The organism is Mesorhizobium sp. HAY1-8B (genome assembly GCF_056868045.1).
The window spans coordinates 160,359-182,320 of the sequence record NZ_CP200321.1 but is presented as its reverse complement, the minus strand read 5'-3'; the positions used below and the strand labels follow the sequence as shown (position 1 = coordinate 182,320).

Below are 21,962 nucleotides of genomic sequence, written 5' to 3'. Positions count from 1 at the left end.
AGAGGCGCGGGGCAATCGGAGGAAGTAAGCGTAATGAAGACCATCGCCAAACTGCTCTGCGGCGCCGCATTCGCGGCCGTCGCCATCGCGCCGGCATCGGCCAAGGACCTTAACAAGGTCGGCATCTCGGTCGGCCTGCTCGGCAACCCCTTCTTCGTCGCCACCATCAAGGGCATCGAGGACGCGGCCAAGAAGATCAACCCGAAGGTCGAGGTGACGTCGGTTTCGGCCGATTACGACCTCAACAAGCAGGTCTCGCAGGTCGATTCCTTCATCGCCGCCGGCGTCGACGTGATCATGCTCAACGCTGTCGACGCCAAGGCGATCGCACCGGCGGTGAAGAAGGCACAGGCCGCCGGCATCATCGTTGCCGCCTTCGACGTTTCGGCGCCGGGCGCCGACGTCACCGTGATGACCAACAACGTCAAGGCCGGCGAGGAAGCCTGCCAGTACCTGGTCGACCACACTGGCGGCAAGGGTGACTACGTCATCCTCAACGGCCCGGCGTCGTCGTCGATCCTGGAGCGGGTCAAGGGCTGCAAGAACGTGCTTTCGCAGCATCCCGACATCAAGATCCTCTCGGACGACCAGAACGCCGAAGGTTCGCGCGACGGCGGCCTGAAGGTGTTCCAGTCGCTGCTCACCCGTTTCGACAAGATCGACGCGGTGTTCGCCATCAACGATCCGACCGCGATCGGCGCCCAGCTCGCCGCCAAGCAGCTCAACCGCTCCGAGTTCATCATCACCGCGGTCGACGGCGCGCCCGACATCGAAAAGGAGCTCTCTTCCGGCACCTCGATGATCAAGGCCTCGGCCTCGCAGGACCCCTATGTGATGGCCGGTCAGTCGCTGACGATGGCGGCGGAGCTGCTCGCCGGCAAGAAGCCGGCGGAGGCAACCGTGCTGCTCGATCCCAAGCTGATCACCGCCGAGAACCTGAAGGACTACAAGGGCTGGACCGCGGCCCGCTGATCAGTCCGACACAGGCGCGGCCGGGTTGATCCGGCCGCGCCTTCCTCATCGCCGCCAACCCGGAGACGATCATGTCGCGCATCGGAATCCATTCTTTCGTCTGGTCGGCAAGCTCGGCGCAGGGCGAGCTCGAACGCACGCTGGCCAACACCAGGGAGGCGGGCTTCGACCTGATCGAATTCTCCTACCTCGATCCCGCCGATGTCGACATTGGCGGGCTTGCCAAACGTATCGCCGATCTCGGCCTCGGTGTGGCGATCAGCATCGGATTGCCTGGTGACGGCGACATATCGAGCGCCGACAAGGCGGTCGCCGCGCGCGGCGTCGAAATCCTCAACGAGACCATCGCACTGACGCGCGACCTGGGCGGCCGCAAGGTCGCCGGCATTCTGTCGGCCAGCCACGGCTTGCAGGTCGAAGCGCCGACGCGCGACCAATGGAGCCGCAGCGCCGGAACACTGGCCAAGGTTGCCGAGACGGCAAAGGCGGCCGGCGTCACGCTCAATCTCGAGATCGTCAACCGCTTCGAAAGCAATCTGCTCAACACCGCCGCGCAAGGGTTGGCCTTCATCGAGGACACCGGGTCGGACAACATCTTCCTGCATCTCGATACGTTCCACATGAACATCGAGGAGGTCGATCTCGGGCTGGCCATCCGCCATGCCGCGGCCAAGATCGGTTATGTCCATATCGGCGAAAGCCATCGCGGCTTCCTGGGCACCGGCAACATCGACTTCGCCGCGATCTTCGATGCGCTGACGGCAATCGGCTACGCCGACGATCTCAGCTTCGAATCCTTCTCCTCGGAGATCGTCGATGAGAACCTGTCGAAGAAAACCGCGATCTGGCGCAATCTGTGGACCGACAATATGGCGCTCGCCAAGCACGCGCGCGCCTTCATCGGTCTTGGGCTGGAAACGGCACGCCGCAAGGCCGAACTCGTCTCGGCCCGGCACAAACCGTAACGCGGGAACGGGCAGCAGGACGTCCCAAGCTGGATTGCCTGATGCGGAAACGCCGCTGGTTCTCCTGGTATTTGCATTGCTCCCGTCATGCGCATCGGCTATCCGACCTCTCGGACAGCAAAAGGAGCCCGGCATGACGAACAAGACGATCCTCAAATTCGGCCCCGTCGAACACGCGGAAGGCGGCGACCTGCCAGGCTGGATCGCGGTCGAGGGCCAGCCGACCATGCAAACCGCTGTCCAGCACACGACCGCGGACGGCAAGGTGATATCGGGAACCTGGCGGGCGTCGCCCGGCACCTATCACGCGACCTACACCGACTACGAGTTCGTGCACATGATCGCCGGCCGCATCATCATCACGCCGGACGGCGGCACGCCTGTCGAAGTGGGCCCCGGCGACGCTTTCGTCGTGGAAGCCGATTTCAAGGGAACCTGGAAGATCATCGAGCCGGTGACCAAGCATTTCGTGGTCAGGGTTGGCTGAACCAGCCTGATCGCAGTTGCAGCATGAGAGGCCCGCCATGGCGAACCATGGCGGGCTTTTCCTTGCCATATCGGTTTGGCGGCTTGCCTCGCTTGGAAAGGCGGACGCCAGTGCCTCTCATGACACGCCTTGCCATCGCATGATCCGTACAGAAGAGGACGATGCCTATTTCGACTACGTCATCGGCAAGGCCGAGCGTTGGAGAAGGCTTATGCGCCAGCTCATGAAGTCGTCCCGGGAAAACGGACATCGGCAACGGACCGCCGTTGCCGGAGCATGCTCGCGACCTATATCCGCTAGCGCATTTGTGATCGAACGGGACCCCAAACTGCCTGTCGCGGTGGAGGTAATCCGTTACGGTCGCGCCGCCCGCAGCGAGAGGATACCCGTATGACAAGGTTCAATTCCACGGTCAGGCTGATGGCCGTGACGGCCTTGATGGTTCTGCATCAAGGGTTGGCAATGGCGCAGATGCCTGCGCAGCAGGCGGACGCCAAGTCGTTCAAGCTTGGCGAGCTTGACATTATCGCCTTGCATGACGCCCAGTTCGTGAAACCAAATGATGGCACGACCTTCGGCCTCGATCACAGCCCCGCGGAAGTCGGCGAATTGCTCAAGGCCGCGGGGGCTCCGACTGACACCATCACGCTGAGCGTCGATGCCTTGCTGGTGAAATCAAAGAACAGCGTTGTGCTGATCGACACCGGGGTCGGCGGCGCGCTGCAGGACAGCCTGTCCAAGGCCGGGGTGAAAGCAGGTGACGTCAGCGAAATATTGATCACCCATTCTCACCCCGATCATATCGGAGGACTGGTCAAGGACGGGAAACTCGCTTTCCCCAACGCCACGATACGGATGTCGGACGTGGAGTGGAATTTCGCCAAGTCCAACGAGGCCGTGGCCGATATCGTCAAGGTGATCACCGATCACGTGAAACCGTTCAAGGCCGGCGCCCAGGTGGCCCCCGGCATTACCTCGGTAGCGCTCAAGGGCCATACGCCAGGCCATGTCGGCTATCAGATCAAATCCGGAAAGGAACGGCTTTTCGATATCGGCGATACCGTGCACAGTTCGATCCTCTCGCTTGCCAAGCCCGACTGGGCGGTGGCCTTCGACGGCGACAAGCCGGAGGCGGAGCACAGCCGGGCCAAGACTTTGGCGACACTTGCCAAGGACCACGAAATGATCTTTGCGCCACATTTCCCCTTCCCGGGTGTTGGCTATATCGAGAAAGACGGCGATCACTTCAAATGGGCGCCGAGCGACAAGCCTCGGTAGGCTTCTGGTCCTTGGTCGAAGAGGGCTATGGCGCGGTGACTTGGAGGGACAGCTGTCTGACCATTGGCGCGCTGGAGCAGCAAATCATCGCCTTCCGTCGAGAATGCGCCATCCGCGCGATCCCGGATTTGGGTTCGTGATGAAATAGACGTTGATGCCGGCTGACGCCAAGTTGTGCGGTCCAGGCAATCATATTCGGCTCGACAGTCGCCATGCGCGACAAACCCGATGTCGGGGCCCGCTTCTTTTTCAAAGGCGAGCCGCATTTCAGAATTTCATTTCTATCTAAATCTATAAATTAAGTGGAATTTAGTCCAACGCTCTTGGCCAGGGCGGGCAATCGAGGGGTTTGCCCTCTGTTCAAAAGGATTGAATGCCATGCGAAAACTGATTTCCGCCACCCTTGTCGGGTTTGCCCTGGCAGCCATTTCCGCTGCAGCGCACGCCGCCGACAAGAAAGTCGTCATCGCCTACCAGACCGGTGCCAACCCCTACAATCTCGGCATCGCCAATGGCGATCTTGCCAAGAAGACCGGCTGGGACATTGAGTTCCGCCGCTTCAACTCAGGTGCCGACATCTTTGCCGCCATCGCGTCCGGCGACGTGCAGATCGGGGACGTGGGATCGAGCCCGTTCGCCGCTGCCGTCAGCAAGGGCATCGACGTGAAGGCGTTCTACATTTCGTCGGTTTCTCGTGACGGTGAAGCCCTGGTGGTGCGACCCGAGATCAAGACGCCGGCCGAACTGCGGGGCAAGAAGCTCGCCGCCGCGCCGGTTTCCACCGACCACTACCAGCTTCTCGCCGTGCTCAAGCAGGAAGGCATTTCCGAGAAGGAAACCCAGGTCATCGCCATTCCGCAGCCAGAGATCGTCGCGGCCTGGAAGCGCGGTGACATCGATGGCGCCTTCGTCTGGGATCCGGCACTCTCCGAACTCAAGAAGAACGGCAAGGTCCTGCTCACGGCCGGCCAGGTTGCCGATCGTGGCGCGCCGACCTTCAGCGCGCTGGTCGTGACTGGCGATTTCGCCAAGGCCAATCCCGACTTCCTCGGCCAGTATGTCCGGCTGATCGACGGCTACACCACGTCCTATCTGGGCAACCCGGCCGCCTGGGGACCGGACTCCGAGAACGCCAAGGCGATCGCCAAATTGCAGGGCGGCACGGCGGCCGAGAATTCCGAACAGTTGAAGACGACTGTCGTTCCGCCGCTCGACGAGCAGGTGTCGGATAAATGGCTGGGCGGTGGCGACAAGAGCGCAGTTGCGAAGATACTCAAGGACACCGCGGGCTTCCTGAAGGATCAGAAGAAGATCACCACCATCAAGGACAGCTACGCAGCGGCCGCCGATCCGCAATACGCGGAGGCCGCCAAGGCCTCCAACTAGAAATCCCCGAACGACATTCGGTTCTGGCTGGCGGAAATCCCGCCAGCCAGGCTGCCTGGAGGCCACCATGCTTCGAATTCGCGACGCCAGTGTCACCTTTCCAGCCTCGGATGGCCAGGAGGTACACGCGCTCGATCATGTCTCGCTCGACATCGCCCCGGATTCCATCGTCGTCGCGGTCGGCGCTTCCGGATGCGGCAAGTCGACATTGCTCAACGCGATCGCCGGCTTCCTGCCGCTTACCGAAGGCTCGATCACGCTGGATGGAAAGGAGATTGTCGCGCCCGGCGGCGATCGGGGCGTCGTGTTCCAGAAGGATACCTTGCTGCCCTGGGCCAGCGTGCTGGACAATGTTGCTCTCGGCCTGAAATACCGAGGCGTGCGGCGCGGCGACCGACGTGAGCAATCACGACGCCTGTTGGATCTGGTCGGGCTCGCCGATTTCGCCGAAAAACCGCCCTACGAACTTTCCGGCGGCATGCGCCAGCGCGTCGGCATCGCGCGTGCGCTGGCCACCGATCCGAAGATACTGTTGATGGACGAGCCTTTCGGCGCCCTCGACAGCCTGACACGCGAGACGATGCAGCAGCTTCTGGCCTCGGTCTGGGCCAAGACCGGCAAGCAGATCCTGTTCATCACGCATTCCATCGAGGAAGCCCTTACGCTCGGCACGACCATCGTTGTGATGTCGCCTCGGCCCGGCCGTATCGTTGCTCGGTTCGACGCCGATTTCGTGCGCGAGTTCGCTGAGAGCGGCGACATCGGGCCAATCCAGTCCCACCCACGCTTCATCGAACTGCGTCAAGAAATCCGCTCGCTCATCCACCTGCCGGAAGGCGCCCGCAAAGGAACCTTGCAATGACGCTTGCCGCCAATTCGGGAACCTCATTTCCAGCTTCGACAACTCACAGCGCGCGGTCCGCTCGGCCACGCCGGTCGACATCGACAAGCACACTCGGCATCAGCCTGGTCACGCTGGCTGCGCTGATCGCGTTGTGGTTCCTCGCCGCGCATTTCGGCTGGGCCTCGCCGCTGTTCCTGCCTTCGCCCGCCGAGGTGCTGACCCAGTTCAGGGCCGTCTGGGCCGACGGTTATGCCAACGGCACGCTCCTCGACCACACGCTGGCAAGCCTTGGCCGCATCGCCGCGGCGCTCGGCGTTGGCATTTTTCTTGGCATTCCGCTTGGCCTGCTGATGGGGCTCAATCGCTGGGTCAAGGGCATCTTCAGCGTTCCGATCGACCTCTACTGGGGGCTGCCGCCCTTGGCCTACCTGCCGCTGCTGATCATCTGGCTGGGCATCGGCGAGACTTCCAAGATCGTGCTCCTGTCGCTGTCGACCTTTGCTCCGATCTGCTTTGCCGCACAGGCCGGTGTCAGGTCCGTGCCCATCGAACGGATCAATGCCGCACTGTCGCTTGGCGCCAGCCGCCTGCAGCTCTTCACCAGCATCATCCTGCCGTCCGCATTGCCGGAGATCATGACCGGCCTGAAGATCGCCATCGGCGCCGGCCTGTCGACGCTGGTCGCGGCCGAGTTGATCGCGGCCCAGTCGGGCCTTGGCTACATGATCATGTCGGCGGCCAATTTTCTCGCCACCGATGTCGTATTCGTCGGCCTCATCGTCATCGCCATCCTTGCTTTCGCCTTCACCAGCGGCATGCGCTGGCTGGAGCATCGCCTCATCCCCTGGAAGGGCAAGATCTGACGCCTGCCCTACATTCCACAGCCCTGAAGGAGCAACCCATGTCCAGCAACACCCGTCCGCTCGACCTCTACTGGTACCTGCCGACCCATGGCGATGGACCGTATCTCGGCACGGACGAACGGCACCGTCCGGCGACGTTCGGATATCTCAGGGAGATTGCCCAGGCCGCCGACCGGCTTGGCTTCAAGGGTGTGCTCCTGCCCACCGGGACGCGGTGCGAGGATGCCTGGATCGTGGCGGCGGGGCTGATCCCGCTCACCGAACGGCTCAAGTTCCTCGTGGCGCTGCGGCCGGGCAGCGGAACGCCGGCCCTGTTCGCGCGTCATGCGGCCACCCTGGACCGCATTTCCGGTGGTCGTGTCCTGCTCAATGTCGTCACCGGAGCCGACCCGGCCGATCTCGCCGGCGACGGCAACAAGCTCGGTCATGACGAGCGCTATGCGCAGACCGACGAGTTCCTCACCATCTGGCGGCGGATACTTTCGGGCGAGCCGGCTGATTTCGAGGGCAAGTATCTGTCCGCCCATGGCACCGACATTTCCTTCCCGCCAGTTCAGCAGCCCCACCCGCCACTGTGGTTCGGAGGCTCATCCGACGCCGGCATTGCGATCGCCGCCAAGCACGTCGACGCTTATCTGAGCTGGGGCGAGCCGGTGGACCAGCTTGCCGAAAAGATCGATCGCGTGAGGAAGGCCGCCGCGGCGCAAGGCCGGACGATGCGCTTCGGACTTCGCATTCATCTGATCGTGCGCGAAACGGAAGATGAGGCCTGGGCGGCGGCCGACCGTCTGATCAGCCATGTCACCGACGACCTGATCGCCGAAGCCCAGAACGGGTTCACCAATATCTCGGAATCCGTCGGCCAAAAGCGCATGTCGGCGCTTCATCAGGGGCGGCGCGACCGGCTGGTCGTCGGCCCGAATTTGTGGGCGGGACCCGGGCTGGTGCGCGGCGGTGCGGGAACGGCGCTGGTCGGCAATCCCGACAATGTCGCGGCGCGGATTCGCGAGTATCAGGACATCGGCATCGAGACGATCATCGCATCGGGCTACCCGCATCTGGAAGAGGCGTTCAACGTTGCTGAACTTCTTTTCCCCAAACTCGGACTAAGCGGTGAGGCCGCGCAAGCGGAGCGTAGCTGGGACGTCGAGTTCGGACGTGGAGTCCGCCCCCAAGCCGCCGCATCCGCTTCGTGATGTCGTGCTGCCCGTGATCTGGGCGCATGTGGACCGGCCAAAGGCCGGCCTTCACATCCTCCCGGGCCGCTGGAGTCATTCGCCGTGACGAAATTCCAGAGGTGGCTTGGCCAAGGCCGTCGTCCAAAGCTCTCGGACGCCAACCGATCAAAGCCTCCGTTCACCGCTCCAGGCAGATCGCCACACCCTGGCCGCCGCCTATGCAGAGCGAGGCCAGGCCCTTGCGGGCCTTGCGCCTCGTCATCTCGTGAAGCAGCGTCACCACGATGCGGCAGCCGGAGCCGGCCAGTGGGTGGCCGAGCGCTATGGCGCCGCCACTCATGTTTATGATCTCTTCGTTCCAGCCCATCTCGCGGTTGACCGCGATCGCTTGCGCGGCGAAGGCTTCGTTGATCTCCATGACGTCGAGCTCGGACGGCCGCCAGCCGGCCTTCTCCAGCGCAAGGCGCGACGCCGCGACAGGGCCCAGCCCCATATCCATCGGCTCGACACCCGCCGAAGCATAGGACGCGATGCGGGCGAGGGGCTTTAGCCCGAGTTCGTTCAACCGTGTCTCCGACATCACCAGCACGGCGGCGGCGCCGTCGTTGAGGCCGGAGGAGTTGCCGGCCGTGATTGTCCCCTCTCGCTCGAAGACCGGCTTCAGCCGGCCAAGCCCTTCGAGGGTGGTCGAGGGGTTTGGATGCTCGTCGCGGCCGACAATGACATCGCCTTGCGTGGTCTTTAAGGAGACAGGCACAATCTCATCGTCGAACCTTGCCGAGCGGATGGCGGCGTCGGCTTTCTCCTGCGAGCGCAGCGCGAAACGGTCCTGCTCATCGCGGATGATCTGGTAGCGCCGCGCCAGCGACTCGACCGTGACGCCCATATGGACCTGATGGAAGGCGTCCCACAGCCCGTCGGTGATCATCGAATCCTTGACGACCCGGTCGCCCATGCGCACGCCGCCGCGAACGCCTGGAATGAAGTGCGGCGCCGATGTCATCGAATCCTGGCCGCCGGCAATGACGCAATCGGCGTCGCCGCAGCGAATGGCCTGCGCGGCAAGGTGGATCGACTTCTGGCCGGCGCCACACACCTTGTTGACCGTCATGGCGGGGACGCTGACCGGCAGGCCGGCCTTGAGCGATGCCTGTCTTGCCGGGTTCTGCCCGGCGCCGCCGGTCAGCACCTGGCCCATGATCACTTCGCTGACGGCCCCTGGCGCAAGCCCGGTTTCGGCCAGCATCGCCCGAATGACCTGTCCGCCCAGTTCCGCCGCCGAAAGGCTGGCGAGCGCGCCATTCAGCTTGCCGATCGGCGTGCGTTTGGCCGCGACGATATACACCGCATCTTGCAATTTCCCGTCCTCCACCTTCGCGGCACACAGGCTGTGTTCACCGCTTGACATTCTGGTTATAACCAATAATCTGAAAGCAACATGCAGACAAGATGACGGCTTCGTGCCGGCCTGCATTCCGGGAGGAAATTTATGTCATCCGTGCTTTGGGCGCCGGCGCCGGCCGCGTTCGAATCGTCCAATCTTGCGCGCTTTTGCCGGGCCAACGGCTTCGACCCGCGCGACTACGAAACGCTGCATCGCTGGTCGGTCAGTGACACCGGCGCCTTCTGGCGGTCGGTGTGGGACTTTGGCCGCGTGATCGGCGATCCCGGCGCGCGATCTTTCCTGCGCGACGATCAGGCGCCGATGACGCAGAGCCGGTTCTTCCCCGACGCATCACTCAATCTCGCGGAAAACCTGCTGCGGGGCGACGATGATCGGGCCGCGGTCATCGAGGCGGACGAGAGTGGCCATTTCCGTACCTTCACCCTTGGCGAGTTGCGTCGGCGCGTCGCCAGGACGACGCAAGGCCTGCGCGCGGCCGGCGTGGCGAGGGGCGACAGCGTCGGCGGCATCCTGCCCAACCGCGTCGAAGGTCTCGTGGTACTGCTGGCGACGCTGTCGATCGGCGCCGTCTGGTCGTCCTGCTCTCCGGATTTCGGCGCCGCGGCGATCGTCGACCGCCTCGGCCAGATCGGCGTCAAGGTGCTGTTTGCCGCGCCGCGCTATCATTACGCGGGCAGGAAACACGACATCTCCGAGCGGCTGGCCGAGATCGTCGCTGCGATGCCGACCGTGACCACGCTGGTGTTGACCGGCGAGCCGGGCGCAAGGCCGGACTGCGCGGCGACTTGTCTCGCCTTCGACGATTTCGGCGGCGACGGCGCGCTCGCCTTCGAACGCGTGCCCTTCGACCATCCGGCCTATGTGCTCTACACCTCGGGCACCACGGGTGCGCCGAAGGCGATCGTCCACCGCACCGGCGGCGTGCTGCTCCAGCATCTGAAGGAGCATCTGCTGCACGGCGATGTTCGCCCCGGCGACGTGATGAGCTGGTACACCAACACAGCCTGGATGATGTACCATTGGCTGGTCTCGGGCCTCGCCTGCGGCGCGACCGTGGTGCTCTATGACGGCGCGCCGATCCTGAAGACCACTGATGGCCTCGACCCCAGTCCGCTGTGGACAATGGCGGAGCGTGCACGCGTCACCCATTTCGGCACCAGCCCGAAATATCTGGCGACGCTGGCCGCCGAAGGTTACGCGCCGGGACGGCTGCACGACCTGTCCTCGCTGCGCTCCCTGCTCTCAGCCGGCGCGCCGGTCTCTCCCAGCCAGTTCGACTGGGTCTACGCGCATGTGAAGTCGGACATGATCTTTGCCTCGATCTCGGGCGGCACCGAGATCATCGGCTGTTTCCTGCTCGGCTCGCCGATCCACGCCGTTCGCCGCGGCGAGCTGACCGTCAAAGGGCTGGGCCTCGCGGTGGCTGCCATGGACGAGCGCAACGCCCCGGTCATCGGCCGGCAGGGTGACCTGGTCTGCACCGAACCGTTCCCGTCCATGCCGCTGACCTTCTGGGGCAAGGACGGTGACGCGCGTTACCACGCCACCTATTTTGCCGCACGCCGGGAAATCTGGACGCATGGCGATGTCGCGGAGATGACGGCGCACGGCTCGGGGATCATCCATGGCCGTTCGGACACGACGCTGAAGCCAGGCGGCGTGCGTATCGGCACGGCCGAAATCTACGCCGCCTGCGAGACCTTCGCCGAGATCGAGGATTGCCTGGTCTTCGGCGCGCCGGTCGAAGGCGACGAAGAGATCGTGCTTTGCGTCAAGCTGAACGCCGGTTTGGGCCTTACGACCGAGCTTGCCGCGCGGATCCGCCGCGCCATTCGCGAGGGCGCTTCGCCGCGTCACGTGCCGCACCGCATCCATGCGGTGCAGGCCGTGCCCTACACGCTCAACGGCAAACGGGTGGAAGGGGCGGCGCGAACGACACTTGAGGGCAAGCCGGTGAAAAATATCGCTTCGCTCGCCAATCCCGCATGCCTGGAGGAATACCGAGCGCTCGACAGGAGCAAGGCGGCATGAGCCGAGCCAAGGGAGCGATCGTCGGTATCGGCGAGTTGAAGCCACTGCGCCTGACCAGCGGCGTGACGACGCTGGAGATGATCGCGGAGGTCTCGCGTCTGGCGGTGCTCGATGCCGGGCTGGAGCCGGCTGATATCGACGGGCTGCTGGTCGGGCCGCAGGTCGGCGAGACGCCGCAGCATGTTCCGGCGACGATTGCCGAATATCTCGGGTTGGCGCCGACCATGGCCAATGTCGTCGACCTCGGCGGCGCTTCGGGGGCAGGGATGGTCTGGCGCGCGGCGGCGGCGATCGAGGCCGGCATGTGCGAGACAGTGCTGTGCGTGCTCGCCAACAACCGCGAGGCGGCGGCGCCCCGCTCGCCCAACCGCAATCCGATCCGCGAGTTCGACGTGCCGTTCGGCGCCTCGGGCGCCAACATCTCTTACGCGCTGCTGATGCAGGCGCATATGGCGCTGCATGGCTCGACCGCCAGGGATTTCGCGCTGATCGCCGCCGCGGCGCGGGCCAATGCGCAGCTCAACCCCGACGCCATCTTTTTCGGCAAACCGGCGGATGTGGACGCCGTGCTGGCTTCGCCGATGGTCGCTTCGCCATTGCATCTCTACGAGATCGTCATGCCGGTCGCCGGCGGCGAGGCTGTGATCGTCACTTCGGCCGAACGTGCGCGCGCGCTGCCCAGAAGACCCGTGCATCTGCTTGGCGCCGGCGAGAAGGTCACGCATCGCGCGGTCAGTCAGGCGCCCAGCCTCACCTCCGGTCCGCTGAAGAGCGCCATGGCGCGAGCCTTCGCGCAGTCTGGCACAGACGCCAATGGGATGGATCTCCTGTCGCTCTACGACTGCTACACGATCATGGTCGCCACGACGATCGAGGATGCCGGGCTCTGCGCGCCGGGCGCGTTCGGCGCATGGCTGCGCGACCATGATCTTTCTCACCAAGGCGACAAGCCGCTCAACACCCATGGCGGCCAGCTCGGCTTCGGCCAGCCGGATCTTGCCGGCGGCATGACGCATGTCGTCGAGGCGGTGCGTCAACTCAGAGGCGAGGCGGCCGAACGCCAGATCGACAAGGCCGAGCTGGCACTGGTCACCGGCAATGGCGCGACGATGAGCGAGGCGACCGCGCTCGTGCTGGGAGCCGCCTGATGTCCGTCGATCTCGACACATTGAAAACCCCCGCTCCGACGATCACCGCGTCGACTCAGCCATTCTGGGACGCCGCGGCGCAAGGGCGGCTGAAAATCCAGCACTGCGAGGACTGCGACAAGGCCGTCTTCTATCCTCGCCCGATGTGCCCGCATTGCTGGAGCAAGCGCCTCGTATGGACGGAGGCGTCGGGCAGGGGCCAGCTGAAATCCTTTTCACAAGTGCACAAGCCGGGCCATCCCGGCTGGCTGCCGGCGGCACCTTACGTGGTTGGGCTGGTCGAACTGGCCGAAGGCCCGACCATGCTCAGCTTCATCTTGCCGGGCATGCGATCGCCCAAGGTGGGGGACGCGCTGTTGCTCGCGCCGACAGCCATAGGCGGCCGTGTCCTGCCGGCCTTCAAACCCGTCGAAACCGCAACAGAGGAGAAGCCGAAATGAGCACCGAGACGAAAGACGGCTGGGCAGGCGTGGTGAAGGGCCGTCCGCAGGTCGGCGCCTTTGCCGAACGCACGCGCCGCACGCGCATCAGCGACATTGAAGCCTTCACCGACATCACCGGTGACCGCAATCCGCTGCACTATGACCGCGCGCTGGCCGAGAAATCGGTGTTCGGCAAGCTGATCGTCCAGGGCGGCGTCACCTCGGGTATCCTCAATGCGCTGGTCGCCGAGGATCTGCCGGGACCCGGCACCGTGTTCCTCGAGGTCGCCTGGAAGTTCGTCAAGGCGGTTGGCGTCGACGAGGAGATCACCGGGCGCGTCGAGGTCAAGGAGGTGCGCCCCGACAAGCCGATCTGCAAGATCGAGACCAGCGTGCGCAACGGCCAGGGCGAGCTTTGTCTCACCGGCACGGCGACCGTGTTCACCGTTCCGCTGCAAGGCGCATGAACACGGTGGGCGACAGCCGGCTTGGCGTGGCGGCCGACTGCGAACGCTGGCGCGTTCTGTCGCTGCTTTGCCTGGCGGTCGTCCTGTCGCTGACCACCTGGTTTTCGGCGACCGCCATCCTGCCCGAACTGAAGCAGGAGCTTGCGCTCGGCCCTGGCGCCGAGGCCTGGCTGACCAATGGCGTTCAGGTCGGCTTCGTGATCGGTGCGCTGGCGGCGAGCCTCGTCAACCTTCCCGACCTGGTTCGGCTCAGCCGTCTCATGGCGGCGGCAGCAATGATTGCCGCGCTCGCCAATGCCAGCCTGCTGTTCCACCCCGATCCGGGCGGCGCCATCGCCGCGCGCATCGTTACCGGCGCGGCACTCGCCGGCGTCTATCCCCCGGCCCTGAAGCTGGTCGCAACCTGGTTCACGCGCGACAGGGGGCTGGCGCTCGGCGCGGTCATTGGCGCGCTGACCATCGGCTCGGCGCTGCCGCATCTGTTCCGCGCCGCCTCAGGCGCGCTCGACTGGCGGCCGGTGGTCGCCGCCGCCAGCCTGGCGACGGCCATCGGCGCGCTGCTGTTCCTGCTGTTTGCCAGGGAAGGGCCCTATCCCTTCGGCAAGGCGGTGTTCGAGCCGGCGCGCATCGGCCAGGTGTTTCGTGAAAAGCCGCTGCTGCTGGCCAATCTCGGTTATCTCGGCCATATGTGGGAACTCTACGCCATGTGGGCGTGGCTGCTTGCCTACACGCGCGCCGCTTTCGAAGCGCAGGCGATCGGAACAGCCGCCGCCGCTTCGCTGTCGACCTTCTTCGTCGTCGCCTCCGGCATGCTCGGCTGCCTGCTCGGAGGCTATCTGTCGGACCGCATCGGCCGAACGGCGACCACAGCCGGCATGATGATCGTCTCGGGGAGCTGCGCCCTGCTGATGGGCTTTCTGTTCACCGGGCCGCTCTGGCTGTTCATGCTGGTGGCCGTCGTGTGGGGCATTTCGGTGATCGGCGATTCCGCGCAGTTCTCCGCCGCCATCACCGAGCTTGCCGACCGCCGCTTTGTCGGCACGGCACTCTCGGTGCAACTCGGCGCCGGTTTCGCGCTGACGGTGCTCGCCATCTGGCTGACACCGCACTTTGCCGACCTCATCGGCGGCTGGCGCTGGGCCTTCCTGCTGCTGGTTCCCGGCCCGCTCCTCGGAGCCGTCGCCATGCTGTGGTTGCGAAACTTGCCGGAGAGCGTGAATATGGCTGGCGGCCTCCGTTAGGGAGGACGCTGCCGCTCCTTGAGTCGCGGCAAATGATTTTGCGGCGGGACCGAATGGAACAAACGACCAGAATGCGTGGGCGTCCTCGCTACGACCAGGAAGATGCCGGAGCCGCCGAGGCGTTCCGCTCGATCGGCTCCAAGGTCGAGCTCAACCGCGACGAGGCGGCACCGCTGTGGGTGCAATTGCGCAACCAGGTCGAGGAAGCCATCAACACCGGCCTACTGGCGGCCAATTCGCGCATCCCTTCCGAGCAGGCGCTGTGCGACTTCTTCGGCGTCTCGCGTCCGGTCGTGCGCGCCGCGATCGGCTCGCTGTCCAGCGAAGGCCGCATCATCAAGATGCCGCGCAAAGGCATGTTCGTCGCCGCACCGCGCGAGCATGTCGACTTCATGACCGCCAATCTCGGCGTGTTCGACGACCTCACGGCGAAGGGCCACAAGGTCTCGACGCGCACGCTCGAGATCTACCGCTGCCCGCCGAACGAGAAGGAATCCAGCGTCTTCGGCATTCCCGCCAATGGCAGCGTGGTCCGCATCAGCCGCGTCTACATGACCGACGGCGCGCCGATCACCATGACGCGCATCAGCCTGCCGGGGCACCGGGTGCCTGGTCTCGAAAACATCCTGTCGGAAAACCAGTCGATTTTCGGCACCATCCGCGCGGTGTTCGGCCTGACGGTGAAGCGCGCCGACCGCTGGCTGCGCGCGGCCTTGCCCACCAAGGAAGAGGCCGAGCAGATGGGCGTTGCCGCCAACACGCCGCTGATCGAGATCGAGTCGATCGCCTATGACGCGGACGGCGCGGCGCTCGAATATTACGAGGCCTTCTACAACTCCTCCGTCGCCCGCATCCACATGGCGGTCGAGCAACCGTCGGCGACGGTGAACGGTGTCGATCGCACCTGAATCACATCCGTGAAAAAGAATCCGTTTTCTGGTTATAACCAGATTGACGGACCCGGGAAGCTTCTGTAACGTCCTTGTCATGGGGTCGGGAGGAGCCTGACCCTGGAGGCATTATCAGGATCGATCGGCTTGCGACGCCGCCTTGGCGGCGAGGGAAAGATTTTGCCCGCGTGCAAGCCTGGCCCGATGGAGGATCTGCGTGGATTACCGGTCGCAATTCGACCTGACGGGCGAGGTTGCCGTCGTCACCGGCGGCGCCAGCGGCATCGGCTTGGAGGCCGCCAAGGCGCTTGGCACTTGCGGCGCGCGCATCGTCCTTCTCGACATGAATGCGCAAGGGCTGAAAGCCGCCGCCGACGAACTCACGGCGGCCGGTGTCGCAAGCGTCGACGGCCGCGTGCTGGACGTCACCGATCCGCAAGCCGTCGAGGCGATGGCCGCCCGGGTCGTCAGCGATTTCGGCCAGGTCGACATACTGGTCAACAGCGCCGGCATCGCCCGCCTCAACACCGCGCTCGACACATCGGACGAGGAATGGCGCCTGGTGATGGATGTCAACGTCAACGGCGTCTACTGGGTCTCACGCGCTTTCGGCCGCTCGATGGTCGCCCGCAACAAGGGCTCGATAGTCAATCTCGGTTCGATGTCGGGCCTGGTCATCAACCGTCCGCAGACCGCGCCCTCCTATATGGTGAGCAAGGGCGCCGTGCACATGATGACCAAGGCGCTCGCCGTCGAATGGGCGAAATCGGGCGTTCGCGTCAACGCCCTGGCGCCGGGCTATGTCGGCACCGAGATGACGCTGAAAATGCGCGAGCGTCCGGAACTCTTCAACACCTGGATCGACATGACGCCGATGGGCCGGCTCGGCGAGCCGCACGAGATCGCTTCGGCGATCCTGTTTCTCGCCTCGCCGGCGTCGAGCTACGTCACCGGCGCGATCCTGTCGATCGATGGCGGCTACACGGCCTGGTGACGGGCCGAGCAAGGATTGGAATATCGCATGACCGTTTCGGACCTAGAGGCACGCCAGGCAATCATCGATGCCTGCCTCAAGATGAACGCGCTGGGCATCAACCAGGGCACCTCAGGCAATGTCAGCCGGCGCCATGGCGAGGGCATGCTGATCTCGCCGACCAGCACGCCTTACGATAGGCTGGTGCCCGAGGACATCGTCTTCATGGCCTGGGACGGCGAGATTGACGGGCGCCTGCCGCCGTCGAGCGAATGGCGTTTCCATCTCGACATCATGAAGGCGCGGCCCGAGGTCAACGCGGTCGTCCACGCGCATCCGAACTATTGCACGACCATCGCGATCATGGGCAGGAAGATACCGGCGATCCATTACATGGTGGCGGTCGCCGGCGGCAGCGACATTCGCTGCGCCCCTTACGCCACCTTCGGCACGGCGGAGCTTTCGGCGCATGCGGTGGAGGCGCTGCGCGACCGCAAGGCCTGCCTGCTCGCACAGCACGGCATGATCGCGGTCGGTTCCAGCCTCAGCCAGGCGATGTGGCTGGCGGTAGAGGTGGAAACGCTGGCGCGGCAGTATCACGGCGCCCTGCAGATCGGCGAGCCGCCGATCCTGTCCGAGGAGGAGATCGAGAACGTCATCAGGCGCATGGCCAGCTACGGCCTGCGCGACAAGGAGGCTGCTGCCTGAGCGGCGGCCATCTGGCACAATCCTCCGGGAAGGCCCGGAGCGATCAACAAGGGAGGAAATGAAATGACCGGATCAATGAGAGGCCTCGTCAAGGCGCTCGCTTTGGGGTTGGCGGCGGCTTGCAGCCTGGCTGCCATCTCAGGCGCGAGTGCCGAGGAACTGTCGCTCAAGGGCAAGCGCATCGGCGTCTCCGCCATCGGCACGGACCACTATTGGGACCTGATGGCGTTCCGCGGCATCCAGGACCGTGTGAAGGAGCTCGGCGGCGAAGTGATCGCGCTCGACGCCGGCCGCAAGGACCAGCAGCAGATCGCGCAGCTGCAGACGCTGATCGCGCAGAAGCCCGACGCCATCATCGAGCAACTCGGCAATCTCGAAGTGCTGAACCCGTGGCTGCAGAAGATCCGCGATGCCGGCATCCCGCTGTTCACGGTCGACACCGCGACGCCGCACGCCATCAACAACACCACGTCCAACAACTACAACATCGGCGCCGAGATCGCGCTGCAGATGGTCGCCGACATGGGCGGCAAGGGCAATGTGCTGGTCTTCAACGGTTTCTACAGCGTGCCGGTCTGCAAGATCCGCTACGACCAGCTGAAATATGTGCTGACTTCGTTCCCGGATGTGAAGATCGTCGAGCCGGAACTGCGCGACGTCATCCCGAACACCGTGCAGAGCGCCTATTCCAACGTGACGGACATGCTGACCAAGTCGCCCGAGAAGGGCTCGATCGGCGCGGTGTGGGCCTGCTGGGACGTGCCGCAGATCGGCGCCACGCAGGCGGTCGAGGCCGCCGGCCGCAACGAGGTCAAGACCTATGGCATCGACGGCAGCCCGGAAGTCATCAAGATGGTGATGGATCCGAAGTCGTCGGCAGGCGCGGTGGCCGCGCAGCAGCCTTATGAAATCGGCAAGACATCGGTTGACAATGCCGCCAGATATCTTGCCGGCCAGAAGGTTGCGCCCTTCACCTTCGTGCCCGCGGTGCTGATCAACAAGGAAAATGCCGCGGAAAAAGGAAAGCCGTTCCTCGACGCCGCCGAAAAGGCAGGCGTTAAATAGGCGGAACGAAACGGCGGGCAGCCATCTCCAGGGAAATGGCCGCCCGCCACCATCAACCAGGATTGACGGCCATGCAGACAGCAAAGCGTGAAATTGCTGTATCGATGACGGACATATCGAAGCGGTTCGGCCCGGTGCGGGCGCTGGAAAACGCGAACCTCGAGATCGCGCGCGGCTCGATCCTCGGCCTTGTCGGCCAGAACGGCGCCGGCAAGTCGACGATCATCAAGGTGCTGGCCGGCATCATCAGGCCGGACAGCGGCACCGTGGTCATCAATGGCGAGACCGTGACCTCGCTGTCGCCGGCATCTGTGGAAAAGCTCGGCGTGCATTTCATCCATCAGGACAGGCTGCTGGTGCCGACCGCGACGGTCGGCGAGGCGGTGTTCCTCGGCCACGAAATCGGCCTCGGCCCGTTCGTCAGCCGCCGCGCCATGGAGCGCAAGGCGGGCGATCTGCTGAAGCGGTTCTTCGGCATGGAATTGCCGGCGGGAACCCTGGTCAAGGACCTGACCACGGCACAGCAGAAAGTGGTGCAGATCACGCGGGCGCTGGCGCAGAAAGCGTCCGTGCTGGTGCTCGACGAGCCGACGGCGGCGCTGGTCAAACGCGAGGTGGACAGCCTGTTCGATGTGCTGCGCCGGCTGCGCGACGACGGCATCGCCGTGGTCTTCATCTCCCACTACATGCAGGAAATCGAAAAGCTCTGCGACCGCGTCACCGTGATGCGCAACGGCACCGATGTCGGTACGGTCGACCCGCGTGAGACATCGATCGACGAGATCATATCGATGATGATCGCCCGCGATGTCGGCGAGATGTTTCCCAAGCGTTCGGTCACGTTGGGCGCGCCGGTGCTCGAAGTCGCCAATCTGCGGCTCGGCGGGAGCTTCGAAAACATCGGCTTCAACGTTCGCGCCGGCGAGATCGTCGGCCTCACCGGCCTCCTCGGATCCGGCGCCAAGGAGATCGTGCAGTGCCTGTTCGGCCTCAAGACCGCCGAGGGCGGCTCGATCAAGGTCGAGGGCAAGCAGCTGTCGCTGTCGACGCCGGTCAAGGCAGTTCGTGACGGCATCGCCATGCTGCCGGAGGATCGTCGCGCGCACGGCGTGGCGCTCGGCCTGTCGGTACGCGAAAATATTTCGCTGGCGAGCCTGCGCCGCTATTCCAGAAGCGGGCTGGTCAGCCGCAACAGCGAGAACCAGGCGGTCGACGGACTGATCAGGGAATTGTCGATCAAGACGCCGCATCGCGACGCGCTGGTGCGCGAACTCTCCGGCGGCAACCAGCAGAAGGTGGCGATCGCCAAATGGCTGAGCTGCCAGTCGCGGGTCTATGTGCTTGACGAGCCCACGGTGGCTGTCGATGTCGGCGCCAAGGTCGAGATCTACAATCTGCTGAACCGCCTGGCGGGCGAGGGCGCGGCGATCCTGCTTCTGTCGTCAGACCTGCTCGAACTGGTCGGCGTCTGCGACCGGGTGCTGGTCGTCTATCGCGGCCGGCTGGCCGGTACCTTCTCCGGTACGGCGATGAACAGCGATGCGTTGCTCGCGGCCTCGTCGGGCGCGCGCTCCAACGCTGACGGGGTGGCGGCATGAGCGCGACAACTGTCCACGCCCAGGCCGGCGTGTCCGACCAAGCCAGCGCCACAGGCAAAAGTGCTGGGCGGCGGTTCGCCACCCTCGTCGTGCGGCTCGGCGCGATTGCCGCTTTCGCCGCGATCATGGCCTATTTCGTCGTCTTTGCGCCGGGCTTCACCTCGACCTTCAACCTGATCAACGTCGTCGAGCAGTCGGCGATCCTGGGCGTGCTCGCCTATGGCATGACTTCCGTCATCATCGGCGGCGGCTCCGATGTCACCGAAGGCGGCATCGACCTGTCGATCGCCGCCAATATGGGGCTGTGCGCCGCCGTCTACGCCACGCTGCTGTCGATGGGCTATGGCGACTTCCTTTCGGTGCTGGCGGCCATCGCCGTCGGCATGGCGGTCGGCGCGCTGAACGCCCTTGCGGTCGTCGGTCTCGGCATCCTGCCACTGCTGGCGACGCTTGCCGTGCTCAACGTCGCCGCCGGCATGGAACTCACGCTCACCCAGAACACGGTCGTCGGCGCATCCTCCCCGCTGCTCGGCTTCCTGGTCTCGGGCAGTTTCCTCGGCATCTCCGCGCTTGCCTGGGCGCTGATCGTCTTCTCCGCGATCATGATCGTGATCGTTCACGGCACCGCCTTCGGGCTTCGGCTCTACGCGGTCGGCGGCCATCCCGAGGCCGCGCGCGCGGCCGGTCTCAGCGTGCCGTTCTACGTGTCCTTCACCTATGTGCTGAGCGGCTTCTGCGCGGCGGTGGCGAGCGTCCTCACCGTTTCGCGGCTCTCGGCCAGCACGCCCGGTTCCGGCGAACTGCTTTTGTCGGTGCTGGCGGCGGCGCTGCTCGGCACCGTCTTTTCCCGCCGCTTCGTGCCGACCATGGGCGGCACGCTGCTCAGCGTGCTGTTCATCGGCCTGCTCGCCAACGGCTTCCAGTTGCTCAACGTCTCGAGCTACTGGGTCAACGGCGTGCAGGGAGCGCTGATCCTGCTGGTGGTGGCCATCACATCCTTTGCCCGCGGCTCGGAGGGTTCACGATGAGCGTCTCGGCCAACGACAGTCCCAAGATGAGCCTGCGCGCCTTCCTTGCCAAATACAGCGTGCTCATTGCTTTTGCTGCAATCGTCATCTTCTTCGCGATGGCGAGCCCGACCTTCCTGACACCGGCCAACCTCTTCAACGTGCTGGTCAACAATGTCGTCATGCTGGCGATCGTGGCGCTCGGGCTCACGATCGTCATATCGTCCGGCGGCATCGATCTTTCCGTCGGCGTGTCCGTCGACATGGCCAGCATGGTCTTCGTCATGCTGCTCGCCGCCGGCTATAGTGGCGTGGTCGGCGTCGGTGGCGGCCTGGGTGCTGCCCTGGTCGTCGGCATCCTCAACGCCATCCTCATCACCAGGCTCAACATCAGCCCGTTCTTGGCAACGCTTGGCGTGCTGTTCATAGGCCAGAGCACACAGCAGCTCGCCACCAGCGGCGGCCAGCCGATCTACCTCACCAGCGGCTATGCCGGCGACCAGTTCAACGCCATTGCCCGCACCGCTCTGTTCGGCGTGCCGACACCGGTGATTGTGCTGATCGTCTCGGCCATCGCGGTTCACGTCCTGCTGCACCGCTCTGTCTTCGGCCGCTATGTGCAGGCGATGGGCGCGCAGCCGGGCGTAGCCTGGTATTCCGGCATCCGCGTGCCGCGCGAATTGTCGATGGTGCATGTGCTGTGCGCGCTGCTGGCGGGCGTCACCGGCATCCTGCTGTCGGCAACGGTCAAGTCCTACGTGCCGCTGTCCGGCAACGCCTTCCTGCTCGACGCCATCGGCGCCACCTTCATCGGCACGACGCTCAGCCGCGAGCGCAAGCCCTCGGTGATCGGCACGCTGCTCGGTGTCCTGCTGCTTGCCATCGTCAAGAACGGGCTGCTCCTCGTTGGCTGGAATTTCTACTGGCAGCAGGTCGGCATCGGCGTGCTGGTCTTCCTGGTGCTCGCCGTGAGCTTCGGCCTGCGCCGCGCCACCCATTGAGTTCGACCACATGAGTTCGAAAGGTCAGCCAAC

General features: G+C 64.6%; 21 protein-coding genes. 20 read left to right on the top strand and 1 reads right to left on the bottom strand.

Annotation, left to right across the window (positions count from 1 at the left end):
• Nucleotides 1-33 precede the first annotated feature (33 nt).
• The 8 genes from AC1VON_RS00900 to ssuD all read left to right on the top strand — a co-directional run bounded on the left by AC1VON_RS00900 (nt 34) and on the right by ssuD (nt 7,991).
• A complete protein-coding gene (locus tag AC1VON_RS00900) occupies nt 34-972 on the top strand; it encodes an ABC transporter substrate-binding protein (protein WP_140772521.1) in 939 nt (312 codons plus the stop codon).
• A 71-nt stretch (nt 973-1,043) separates the two neighbouring features.
• A complete protein-coding gene (locus AC1VON_RS00895) occupies nt 1,044-1,937 on the top strand; it encodes a sugar phosphate isomerase/epimerase family protein (RefSeq protein ID WP_483120027.1) in 894 nt (297 codons plus the stop codon).
• Nucleotides 1,938-2,070: 133 nt separating this feature from the next.
• A complete protein-coding gene (locus AC1VON_RS00890) occupies nt 2,071-2,424 on the top strand; it encodes a cupin domain-containing protein (RefSeq protein WP_172348315.1) in 354 nt (117 codons plus the stop codon).
• Nucleotides 2,425-2,814: 390 nt separating this feature from the next.
• Nucleotides 2,815-3,702, top strand: a complete 888-nt coding sequence (locus tag AC1VON_RS00885) for an MBL fold metallo-hydrolase (protein WP_172348316.1) — start codon at nt 2,815-2,817, stop codon at nt 3,700-3,702.
• 378 nt (nt 3,703-4,080) lie between these two features.
• Nucleotides 4,081-5,088, top strand: coding sequence for a taurine ABC transporter substrate-binding protein (tauA, locus tag AC1VON_RS00880; protein WP_483120024.1), 1,008 nt, complete (start codon nt 4,081-4,083; stop codon nt 5,086-5,088).
• Nucleotides 5,089-5,155: 67 nt separating this feature from the next.
• Nucleotides 5,156-5,950 carry a taurine ABC transporter ATP-binding protein gene (locus tag AC1VON_RS00875; RefSeq protein WP_172348318.1) on the top strand — a complete coding sequence of 265 codons (795 nt, stop codon included), beginning with the start codon at nt 5,156-5,158 and terminating at the stop codon, nt 5,948-5,950.
• Complete coding sequence (locus AC1VON_RS00870; RefSeq protein ID WP_172348319.1) at nt 5,947-6,795, top strand: ABC transporter permease subunit; 849 nt, start codon at nt 5,947-5,949, stop codon at nt 6,793-6,795. The genes AC1VON_RS00875 and AC1VON_RS00870 overlap by 4 nt, the downstream gene beginning before the upstream one ends.
• 38 nt (nt 6,796-6,833) lie before the next feature.
• Nucleotides 6,834-7,991 carry an FMNH2-dependent alkanesulfonate monooxygenase gene (ssuD, locus tag AC1VON_RS00865; protein WP_172348320.1) on the top strand — a complete coding sequence of 386 codons (1,158 nt, stop codon included), beginning with the start codon at nt 6,834-6,836 and terminating at the stop codon, nt 7,989-7,991.
• Nucleotides 7,992-8,151: 160 nt separating this feature from the next.
• Here ssuD and AC1VON_RS00860 read toward each other — a convergent pair whose 3' ends face one another.
• The gene (locus AC1VON_RS00860; protein WP_281411431.1) at nt 8,152-9,381 is read right to left on the bottom strand and encodes an acetyl-CoA C-acetyltransferase; all 1,230 of its coding nucleotides are present in this window, start codon (nt 9,379-9,381) and stop codon (nt 8,152-8,154) included.
• 81 nt (nt 9,382-9,462) lie between these two features.
• On the opposite strand from AC1VON_RS00860, the gene AC1VON_RS00855 reads away from it, so the two are divergent.
• The 12 genes from AC1VON_RS00855 (at nt 9,463) to AC1VON_RS00800 (ending at nt 21,929) form a co-directional block, all read left to right on the top strand.
• Nucleotides 9,463-11,409, top strand: a complete 1,947-nt coding sequence (locus tag AC1VON_RS00855; protein ID WP_172348322.1) for an acetoacetate--CoA ligase — start codon at nt 9,463-9,465, stop codon at nt 11,407-11,409.
• Entirely contained in the window at nt 11,406-12,557 is a 1,152-nt protein-coding gene (locus AC1VON_RS00850; RefSeq protein ID WP_172348323.1) for a thiolase family protein, read from the top strand. Before AC1VON_RS00855 ends, AC1VON_RS00850 begins: the two co-directional genes overlap by 4 nt.
• A complete protein-coding gene (locus AC1VON_RS00845) occupies nt 12,557-12,997 on the top strand; it encodes a Zn-ribbon domain-containing OB-fold protein (protein ID WP_172348324.1) in 441 nt (146 codons plus the stop codon). The genes AC1VON_RS00850 and AC1VON_RS00845 overlap by 1 nt, the downstream gene beginning before the upstream one ends.
• On the top strand, nt 12,994-13,446 hold the full coding sequence (locus AC1VON_RS00840) for a MaoC family dehydratase (RefSeq protein ID WP_172348325.1): 453 nt from the start codon (nt 12,994-12,996) through the stop codon (nt 13,444-13,446). The genes AC1VON_RS00845 and AC1VON_RS00840 overlap by 4 nt, the downstream gene beginning before the upstream one ends.
• Complete coding sequence (locus AC1VON_RS00835; RefSeq protein ID WP_172348326.1) at nt 13,443-14,687, top strand: MFS transporter; 1,245 nt, start codon at nt 13,443-13,445, stop codon at nt 14,685-14,687. The genes AC1VON_RS00840 and AC1VON_RS00835 overlap by 4 nt, the downstream gene beginning before the upstream one ends.
• A gap of 71 nt (nt 14,688-14,758) precedes the next feature.
• Entirely contained in the window at nt 14,759-15,595 is an 837-nt protein-coding gene (locus AC1VON_RS00830) for a GntR family transcriptional regulator (RefSeq protein WP_056577120.1), read from the top strand.
• 199 nt (nt 15,596-15,794) lie between these two features.
• The gene (locus AC1VON_RS00825; protein ID WP_483120019.1) at nt 15,795-16,571 is read left to right on the top strand and encodes an SDR family NAD(P)-dependent oxidoreductase; all 777 of its coding nucleotides are present in this window, start codon (nt 15,795-15,797) and stop codon (nt 16,569-16,571) included.
• A 27-nt stretch (nt 16,572-16,598) separates the two neighbouring features.
• Nucleotides 16,599-17,258 carry an L-fuculose-phosphate aldolase gene (locus tag AC1VON_RS00820; protein WP_172348328.1) on the top strand — a complete coding sequence of 220 codons (660 nt, stop codon included), beginning with the start codon at nt 16,599-16,601 and terminating at the stop codon, nt 17,256-17,258.
• Nucleotides 17,259-17,321: 63 nt separating this feature from the next.
• Nucleotides 17,322-18,323, top strand: coding sequence for a sugar ABC transporter substrate-binding protein (locus AC1VON_RS00815; protein ID WP_206681896.1), 1,002 nt, complete (start codon nt 17,322-17,324; stop codon nt 18,321-18,323).
• Between the two features lie 71 nt (nt 18,324-18,394).
• On the top strand, nt 18,395-19,921 hold the full coding sequence (locus AC1VON_RS00810) for a sugar ABC transporter ATP-binding protein (protein WP_172348329.1): 1,527 nt from the start codon (nt 18,395-18,397) through the stop codon (nt 19,919-19,921).
• Nucleotides 19,918-20,949, top strand: a complete 1,032-nt coding sequence (locus AC1VON_RS00805) for an ABC transporter permease (protein ID WP_172348330.1) — start codon at nt 19,918-19,920, stop codon at nt 20,947-20,949. The genes AC1VON_RS00810 and AC1VON_RS00805 overlap by 4 nt, the downstream gene beginning before the upstream one ends.
• The gene (locus AC1VON_RS00800) at nt 20,946-21,929 is read left to right on the top strand and encodes an ABC transporter permease (RefSeq protein ID WP_483120016.1); all 984 of its coding nucleotides are present in this window, start codon (nt 20,946-20,948) and stop codon (nt 21,927-21,929) included. The genes AC1VON_RS00805 and AC1VON_RS00800 overlap by 4 nt, the downstream gene beginning before the upstream one ends.
• The last annotated feature ends 33 nt before the right edge of the window (nt 21,930-21,962 follow it).